The organism is Microbacterium sp. Leaf351, assembly GCF_001423825.1.
In the GTDB taxonomy this organism is placed as follows: Bacteria; Actinomycetota; Actinomycetes; order Actinomycetales; family Microbacteriaceae; genus Microbacterium; species Microbacterium ginsengisoli.
This window is the reverse complement of the sequence record NZ_LMPK01000035.1, coordinates 99,764-106,005: the sequence shown is the minus strand read 5'-3', so window position 1 is coordinate 106,005 and position 6,242 is coordinate 99,764. Positions and strand designations below refer to the sequence as shown.

Annotated in this window: 5 protein-coding genes, 1 pseudogene and 1 riboswitch; of the genes and pseudogenes, 2 read left to right on the top strand and 4 right to left on the bottom strand. The window is 72.2% G+C overall.

All coding sequences use genetic code 11. From position 1 onward, the window contains the following. On the bottom strand, positions 1-1,483 hold a 1,483-nt coding region (locus tag ASG00_RS11610), incomplete at its 3' end, for an FAD-dependent oxidoreductase (protein ID WP_442922652.1). Positions 1,484-1,611: 128 nt separating this feature from the next. Here ASG00_RS11610 and ASG00_RS11605 point away from each other — a divergent pair. Next, a complete protein-coding gene (locus tag ASG00_RS11605; RefSeq protein ID WP_235557469.1) occupies positions 1,612-2,586 on the top strand; it encodes a sugar-binding transcriptional regulator in 975 nt (324 codons plus the stop codon). A 4-nt stretch (positions 2,587-2,590) separates the two neighbouring features. Here the strand turns inward: ASG00_RS11605 and ASG00_RS11600 are convergent, their stop codons facing one another. The 3 genes from ASG00_RS11600 to ASG00_RS11590 form a co-directional block, all read right to left on the bottom strand. Next, entirely contained in the window at positions 2,591-3,376 is a 786-nt protein-coding gene (locus ASG00_RS11600) for an energy-coupling factor transporter transmembrane component T family protein (protein ID WP_056209751.1), read from the bottom strand. Further along, positions 3,373-4,869 carry an ABC transporter ATP-binding protein gene (locus tag ASG00_RS11595; RefSeq protein WP_156454805.1) on the bottom strand — a complete coding sequence of 499 codons (1,497 nt, stop codon included), beginning with the start codon at positions 4,867-4,869 and terminating at the stop codon, positions 3,373-3,375. Before ASG00_RS11595 ends, ASG00_RS11600 begins: the two co-directional genes overlap by 4 nt. Then, complete coding sequence (locus ASG00_RS11590) at positions 4,866-5,486, bottom strand: ECF transporter S component (protein WP_056209746.1); 621 nt, start codon at positions 5,484-5,486, stop codon at positions 4,866-4,868. Before ASG00_RS11590 ends, ASG00_RS11595 begins: the two co-directional genes overlap by 4 nt. Then, positions 5,481-5,590, bottom strand: a riboswitch (TPP riboswitch). It overlaps the preceding gene by 6 nt. Positions 5,591-5,626: 36 nt before the next feature. Between ASG00_RS11590 and ASG00_RS15460 the strand changes: the two are divergent. Further along, positions 5,627-6,242: pseudogene (locus tag ASG00_RS15460) on the top strand (hypothetical protein); the annotation flags it as partial.

Here is a 6,242-nt window from a genome sequence, read left to right as displayed (position 1 = left end):
GCGCGAGCTCGGAAGCGGTGTAGCCGGGAACCTGACCCAGGTCGGCCTCGCCGACCGGAAGTGCCGCGAGCAGCGGCGCGGCCTTGGTGCCGTAGCGCTCGAGCATGCGGTCGACGAAGGCCGCGTCGTGCCCTGCCGCGTGGTCGATGACCCACGAGCGGCGCTCTCCGTCGGATCGGGGATAGCCCTTGCCGCCGCCGATCTGCAGGGTGGCGGTGGAGGCGGTGCGCGTGACGCCGAGGATGGTGGTGACATCCGTGCTCACGTGCTCGGACAGCGCACGGAAGGTCGTCCACTTGCCGCCGACGAGGCTGAGCACCGGGGTGCCGCCCAGGGCGCCCTTCTCGATGCGGTAGTCACGGGAGACGAAGCCGGGGGCGAGGTCGTCGTGACGCGGGAGCGGGCGGATGCCGGAGAACGTGTAGACGATCTGCGAGCGGTCGACCGCGATGCCGGGGAAGACGTGACCGACGAGGTCGAAGAAGTAGTCCACCTCGTCGTCGGTGCACACCACGGGCTTGCTCGGGTCTGCGTTGATGTCGGTGGTGCCGACCATCACGCGGTCCTTGAGCGGGTAGATCAGCACGATGCGACCGTCGGAGTGCTCGAAGAAGATCTCGTTGCCCCGGGTGGCCGCGAGCAGCTCGGGGTTGTCGAGCACGATGTGCGAGCCCTTCGTCCCTCCCATGAAGCGGGTCGGGGTGCCGAGGGCGTCGTTGGTGAGGTCGGTCCAGGGGCCGCTCGTGTTGACGATGACCTTGGCGGTGAAGGAGAAGCGCTCGCCCGAGACGGTGTCGCGCAGCACGACCGACGAGCCGTCGGAGGCGGCGGCTTCGAGATAGTTCGCCGCCCGTGCACGGTCGCCGCCGACCTCACGGCCGTCCTGCAACACGTCGTACGCCAGACGCTCGGGGTCGTGCATCGAGGCGTCGTAGTAGGTCGCGGTGTAGGCGACGTCGGGGTTCATGTCGGGGAACTCGCGCAGCGACGACGCGCGGCGGGCGAAGCGGTGACGTGGCACCGTACCGCCGTCGCGGGAGAAGGTGTCGTAGATCATGAGCCCGACCTTGATCAGCAGGGCGCCGCGCTCGCTGGGCTTGCCGGTGCCGTGCGTGACGAGCAGACGGAAGGGGGCGGAGAGGATGCCCGCGAAGGTGCGGAAGATCGGGATGGTGGTCTGCAGCGGCCGCACGTAGTGGGGCGCCGTCTTCAGCAGGCGGTTGCGCTCGGTGACGGCCTCCTTCACGAGGCGGAACTCGCCGTTCTCGAGGTAGCGCACGCCACCGTGCACCATGTGGCTCGATGCGGACGAGGCACCCGAGACGAAGTCGCCACGCTCGACGAGCGCGACATCCACGCCCTGCAGGGCCAGGTCGCGGAACGTGGCGAGACCGTTGATCCCGCCACCGATGATGAGCACGTCTGCCGTCGGGCGCTCGCGAAGGGCGGCGACGGACGAACGTAGGGGGGTCGGCTCTGACACGCTCACGGTGAAACTCCTCATTGACAGACACCCTCAGAGTGGACCCGTTCGCACGTTCGTGCAACCAAAGTGCAAGAATGTGCATCCCGGGGAATCGACTGCACATTCGTGCGAAGAGGATGGTCGCAATGTCAGAGGATGCGAACGCCACGCGCTCGCGCGACGCCCTGCGGGCCGCACAGCTCTATTACCTGCAGGACCGCAACATGGACGCGATCGCGAACGAGATGAAGATCTCGCGCTCCTCCATCTCGCGCCTGCTCGCGTACGCGCGCGAGAGCGGACTCGTCGAGATCACCGTGCACTCCCCACAGGAGACTGCGAGCCACCTGACCCAGCGGCTCGGCGAGCGCTATGGCGTCACCGTGCACGTCGTGCCCACCCGGCCACGGGTGACCGAGGCCGAGCGGCTCGAACGCACCGCGATGTCGGCGGCGCGGATCCTCGCGATGATGGCCGACTCGAACATGGTCATCGGCGCCGCCTGGGGCGCCACCCTCTCAGCCATCGCCCGCAACCTGCCGCGCAAGGCGCTGCACAACAGCCACGTCGTGCAGATGAACGGGGCGGCGAACGTCGAGACATCCGGCATCGGCTACGCCGGGGAGATCCTGGACCGCTTCGGGCGCGCGTTCGATGCGCGGGTGCACTACTTCCCCGTTCCCGCCCTCTTCGACGACCCCATGACCAAGCAGGCGATGTGGCGGGAGCGCTCGGTGCGCTCCGTGCTCGACGTGCAGGCGCGGGTCGGGCTGTTCGTGTTCGGCCTCGGCTCCCCCAAGGCCGACGTCCCCTCCCACGTCTACGCCGGCGGCTACTTCACCGCCGACGACATGCACACCCTCGCGCGCTACGACGTGGTGGGCGACTGCGCGACGGTGTTCTACCGCGGCGACGGCACCCCCGACGGCATCCCTCTGAACGGTCGCTCGAGCGGCCCCGACTTCGAAGCCGTCAAGCGCATCCCGCATCGCCTGTGCGTCGTGTCGAGCGAGTCGAAGCTCGATGCACTGCGCGGCGCACTGCGCGCCGGGATCATCACCGATCTCGTCGTGGAGGAGACCGTCGCGCGGCGGCTCTCGGCGACCGTCGACGCCCCCTGACGGCTCAGAGGGTCAGCACGAACCGCCACGATCCGGTGACGAGGGCGATGCCGACGGATGCCGCGGCCACCGCGAGCCCCAGCAGCACCAGCACCGCGTCGCCCGCCGTCAGCCGCGACGTGCGCGCCCACGTGCGGGTGACGGGCGCGTCGAAGCCGCGCGCCTCCATCGCCGTCGCGAGATCGGAACCCCGCCGGATCGCCAGCACGAACACCGCGAACGCCTGACCGAGGAAGCGGCGCACCCGCCCGTTGTCGGCGATCCCTCGCGCGCGACGTGCACGGGCGAGCTCGTTCCAGTCGTCGATGAGCAGGCCCACGAGCCGCATGCCCGCGAGCGCGCCGATGACGAACCGGGCCGGAAGCTTCGCGAGCTGGGCGAGTGCGTCGGCGAGATCGGTGGGGTCGGTGGTCGCGAACAGCACGACACTCGGCACCGCGATCGCGAGCACGCGCAGTGCGATGGCGGCCGCCAGCAGCAGCGACCCGTCGGAGACGTGCACGAGTCCCCACTGCAGGTAGGTCTCGCCGCCGGCGCGACCGTACAGCACCGTGGCGGCCGCGGCCATCAGGGCCGACACCACGATCGGCCACAGCCGCAGCCACAGGCCGCGCGCCGACAGCCGGGCGAACGGCAGCAGCACGAGCACGGCGGCGAGCGCCACCGCGGCCGACACCGGATCGATCGACAGCAGCAGCGGCACCCCGACGACGGTCGCGGCGACGAGCTTCGCGAGGGCGTTGCGACGGCCGAGCACCCCGGTGCGCTCGTCGAGGGTGGCGAGGCTCATCCGACACCTCCGGGGGCGGATGCCGCGGCCCCGAGCGCCACCACATCGTCGGCGAGCTGCGCGACGAGGGCCTCGTCGTGGGTGACGGTGACGATCGCGGTGCCCGCGGCACGCAGGTCGCCGAGCAGCCGCACGAGCTGCTCCCAGGTGCGGGCGTCCTGCCCGAAGGTCGGCTCGTCGAGGACGAGCACGCGGGGGCGGGTCGCGAGGGCGGCGGCGACCGTGAGCCGCCGCTTCTCGCCGCCGGAGAGGGTGAACGGGTTCACGGCGGCGAGACGCGACATCCCCATCTCCTCCAGCAGCGGGTCCACGCGGGCGGCGACCTCTGCCGGGGGCAGCCGCAGGGCGCGCGGGCCGATCTCGAGCTCACCGCGCACGGTGCGGGCGGCGAGCTGGTGGTCGGGGCTCTGGAAGACGGTGCCGATACGGGTGAGCAGCTCCCGCGAGCGCCAACGCAGCGGATCGGGGCCGATCGTCGCCCGGCCCGCGGCGCGCAGCTCGTCGGAGGCCACCACGGCACCGGCCGCGGGGGCGAGCAGCCCCGCGACGGTCAGCGCCAGCGTCGACTTGCCGACGCCGTTCGGGCCCGTCACGGCCAGCACGCGTCCGGCCCGGGCGGCGAGCGCGATGCCCGACGCCGCCACGACCGCCTCGCGCGCCCCGAACGGACGCCGACCCACGGCGAGGCCGTGCGTCGACAGCAGCGCGGGGGACGCGGCATCCGCCGCCGCGGTCAGCGCCGGATGGGGATGCCGCCCCGGAACCCACACCCCTGTCTCGGCGAGCACGTCGCCATGGGTGCGGAACACCGTGTCGGGCGCGCCGTCGGCGAGCACGCCACCGCCGGCCGCCAGCACGACGACCCGGTCGACGTGCGCCGCCCACACGTCGACGCGATGCTCGACGACGACCAGGGTCGCCCCCGTCGCGGCGACCGCGGCGATCACCGCGTCGCGCACCTCGACGACGCCGGCGGGATCGAGGTTCGCGGTCGGCTCATCGAGGAGCAGCAACCCCGGGCGCATCGCGAGCGCCCCCGCCAGCGCGAGACGCTGCTTCTGGCCACCCGAGAGAGCGGATGTCGCGTGCTCGAGCCCCACGCGCAGCCCGACCGCGTCGAGCGCGTCGCCGACGCGCGGCCAGATCTCGTCGGCAGCGACCCCCAGGTTCTCGCAGCCGAACGCGACGTCGTCGCCCACCCGGGCGAGCACGACCTGACTGTCGGGGTCCTGCAGCACGAGACCGGCGACGCCGCGGGCGCGTGATGCCGGCCGGTCGCCGACGGTCAGTTCGCCGCGCTCCTCGCCGTCCTCGTCGCCGCCGAGGACACCCGCGAGGCCGCGCAGCAGCGTGCTCTTGCCGGCGCCGCTCGCGCCCAGCAGCAGCACCCGTTCGCCGGGGGCGATGTCGAGGTCGAGCCCGTCGACGGCGAACCGTCCGCGTCCGGCGTGGCGCCAGCCCCACCCCCGGGCGCGGACGGCCGCAGCGCTCACGCGTCGGAGGCGGTGCCGCGCACCTCGCGTCCGGCGGCGAACCGGTCGAGGGCACCGGTCGCGGCGAGGCCGCGCACGATCAGCCACGACACGAGTCCGGCGAGCACGATGCCCGAGATCACCGCCGAGACGGCGTAGATCGTGCGGGGGCCCAGGTCGTAGGCGGCGACCGACGAGAACGTCGTGTCCATGAACGCGACCGCGACTCCCGCGAGCGCGCCGGAGAAGAGGGCGACCGGCAGGTTCCAGCGGCGGTAGCGCACGATCGCGAACGCGAGCTCCGCTCCGATGCCCTGCACGATGCCCCAGATCAGGACGGTGTAGCCCCACTGGGTGCCGACCGCCATCGAGACGACGGCGGCGACGACCTCGGCATAGAGCGCGGCGCCGGGCTTGCGGATCACGAGACCGCCCAGCACGCCGGCGAACAGCCAGCCGCCGGCGAGAAGTCCCTCGAGACCCGGCAGGAACGCCAGTGCGGTGCTCAGCGGGGTCCACGCCTGTCCCCAGGCCCAGAAGACGACGCCCGCCGCGACGCCGATGACGCTGGCCACGACGATGTCGACGACCCGCCAACGCAGACGCACACCGGTGGTGGATGCAATGGTGGAATGCACGAAATACTCCCTTCCTGCGCTGGCATGACCCAGATCAGGTTCGACGGTCGAAGCGCGATCCGCTTCCTCTCAGCCCGGCACACCGGACTCCCGTGGTTGACATCGCGAGTATAGCCACGCAGACGCGCTATTTTCGTGGGATGACCTCGACTCCGCCGCCCGGTTCTCGGCGCGCTCGACGCCAGCAGGGCTCCACCGGCGAGATCGAGGTCGCGACCGCCGAGACCGGCGACATCCCGATCCTTCTCGACGGGCCGCTCGCCCCCGAGGCCACCGCGCTGCCCACCGTCCCGCGCGACGGGCTCGCCGTTCCCAGCATCGTGCCGGTCATCGTCGAGGAACCGCACATCGAGGCGCTCACCTGGGTCTCGCCGGCGCAGGTGGCTGCACGTACCCGCGGGCGAGAGCTCACCATCGGCTCCGCGCCGGTCACCGAGGCGCCCGTGGGTGACGTCGATCTCATCGCGGCACCCCGCCGACGCCGCCGCCGGCCGAAGGTCGCCGTCATCGCGCCGATCGTGACGGCCGTGGCCGCCGTGGCGGCGTATGTGATCGCCGCGCTCGTCTGGCCTCTCAGCGCGATCCCCCCGACCGTCACTCCGGCGACGCTCACGGGAGCGGCGGCCCCGGCCGCGGCGGTCCCGTGGCCCGCGGTCGGCGCCGGAGCGGTGGGCGTGCAGGGCATCGGCTCCGGGCTCGCGTCGACCTCGACCCCGCAGGAGATCGCGAGCATCTCGAAGGTCGTCACCTCGCTCA